This is a genomic window from Hydrogenophaga sp. (genome assembly GCF_041633695.1).
Taxonomy (GTDB): domain Bacteria; phylum Pseudomonadota; class Gammaproteobacteria; order Burkholderiales; family Burkholderiaceae_C; genus Hydrogenophaga.
The window spans coordinates 1-1625 of record NZ_JBFJMY010000680.1 but is presented as its reverse complement, the minus strand read 5'-3'; the positions used below and the strand labels follow the sequence as shown (position 1 = coordinate 1625).

Below are 1625 nucleotides of genomic sequence, written 5' to 3'. Positions count from 1 at the left end.
GCAGAAACAAGCAGCCCCGCCACCCCCGCCACCACACCCTTTGAATGGATCGGCGGTGAGCCGGCGGTGAAGGCCTTGGTGGAGCGTTTTTACGACCTCATGGACATCGAGTCCGGCTACCGCGCATTGCGCACCGTGCACGGCAGCGAACTGGGTGATGCGCGGCAAAAGCTGTTCTGGTTCCTGTGTGGTTGGCTGGGTGGCCCGGCGCACTACACCGAGCGCTTTGGCCATCCGCGCCTGCGCATGCGCCACATGCCGTTTGCCATTGGTATTGTCGAACGCGATCAATGGCTGGCCTGCATGGACCAGGCCATGGGCGAAACCGGTGTGGACCCGGTGTTGCGCGAGCGCCTGAAGAACAGCTTTTTCCAGACCGCCGACTGGATGCGCAACACCCCGGCCTGAAGCGACGCGCCAGCGACGGGTGATGGTTCTGGCCAGGCCGAAGCACCGGCGGCAGTCAGGCCCGCAAGATGGCGGCTTGTTGAAACCAAGGAGGTTCGCCATGACCCTATCCACGCCAGCTCCCGCATCCACCGCCATCACCTGCTTCATCCGCTACGAAATCGATCCGTTTCAGAAAGAAGCGTTTCAGATCTATGCCGAGAACTGGGGCCGCATCATTCCGCGCTGCGGAGGCCATTTGCTGGGGTATTTTCTGCCCCACGAAGGCAGCAATTTCGAAGCCTGGGGTTTGATCGGTTTCGAGAGCTTGGCGGCATACGAGGCCTACCGCATCCGGCTGAGGGCAGACGCCGAAGGCGCGCAGAATTTTGCCTGGGCGCAGAACCAGCGTTTCATCCTGCGCGAAGAGCGCCGGTTTTTGGCGAACGTGGCGGGCACCATGCACCTGCCCGTACACGCGATCTAGCCATGCGCAGCGCCGAACCCCGTTTCGCCCGCATCGCCGCCCTGATCGCGGACCCCAGCCGCGCGCGCATGCTGGCGGTGCTGCTCAGCGGCGAATGCCGCAGCGCGGGGGAGCTGGCCGCCGTGGCCGGCATCACGCCCCAGGCTTGCAGCACCCACCTGAGCCAGATGGTCGAAAACGGCATTCTCAGCGTGCAACAGCGCGGTCGCCACAAATACCACATGCTGGCCAGCGCCGACGTGGCCCACCTGCTGGAGGCCTTGTCCCTGGTGGCCGAGCGCGATGCGGTACATGACCGTTGGGACAAACCCGGCTACAAGCCCTTGAAGCGCGCTCGCTGTTGTTATGGCCACATGGCGGGTGAGCTGGCGGTGGCGCAATTCGACATGCTGAAACGCTGCGCGCACCTGCACATGGGCGAGTCGGGTCTGGAGCTGACCGCATCGGGCCGGGCCTGGGTGTGTGCGCTGGTGCCGGGTTGGCCGCCCACAGGCAGACACCGGCAGGCGTATGCCTGCATGGACTGGTCCGAGCGCCGGGAGCACCTCGCGGGCAGCTTGGCCAACACCTTGCTGGCGGCCTATCTGGACAAAGACTGGTTGCGCAAAGTCCCCGATTCCCGGGCCTTGCGCCTCACGCCACTGGGCGAACGCGAACTGCTGCCCCTGCTCGGGGTCTGAGCACACCTCAGCCAGAGGTCAGCAGCACCACCAGCGCCCCTGCACCGCCGTCGGCGGGGCGGGCCTGTACG

The 1625-nt window shown here is 65.4% G+C and carries 3 protein-coding genes; all 3 read left to right on the top strand.

Features of this window, described 5'->3' with window-relative positions; genetic code table 11:
* Positions 1-408: group II truncated hemoglobin (locus tag ABYB95_RS23165; RefSeq protein WP_372662609.1), on the top strand; the 408-nt coding region annotated here is incomplete at its 5' end.
* Between the two features lie 100 nt (positions 409-508).
* Entirely contained in the window at positions 509-874 is a 366-nt protein-coding gene (locus ABYB95_RS23160; protein WP_372662606.1) for an NIPSNAP family protein, read from the top strand.
* A 2-nt stretch (positions 875-876) separates the two neighbouring features.
* Entirely contained in the window at positions 877-1554 is a 678-nt protein-coding gene (locus ABYB95_RS23155) for an ArsR/SmtB family transcription factor (RefSeq protein ID WP_372662603.1), read from the top strand.
* Positions 1555-1625 lie beyond the last annotated feature (71 nt).

Coding starts and splice junctions, on each gene's coding strand:
- ABYB95_RS23160 (WP_372662606.1), top strand. CDS start 509: ATGACCCTATCCACGCCAGCTCCCGCATCCACCGCCATCACCTGCTTC.
- ABYB95_RS23155 (WP_372662603.1), top strand. CDS start 877: ATGCGCAGCGCCGAACCCCGTTTCGCCCGCATCGCCGCCCTGATCGCG.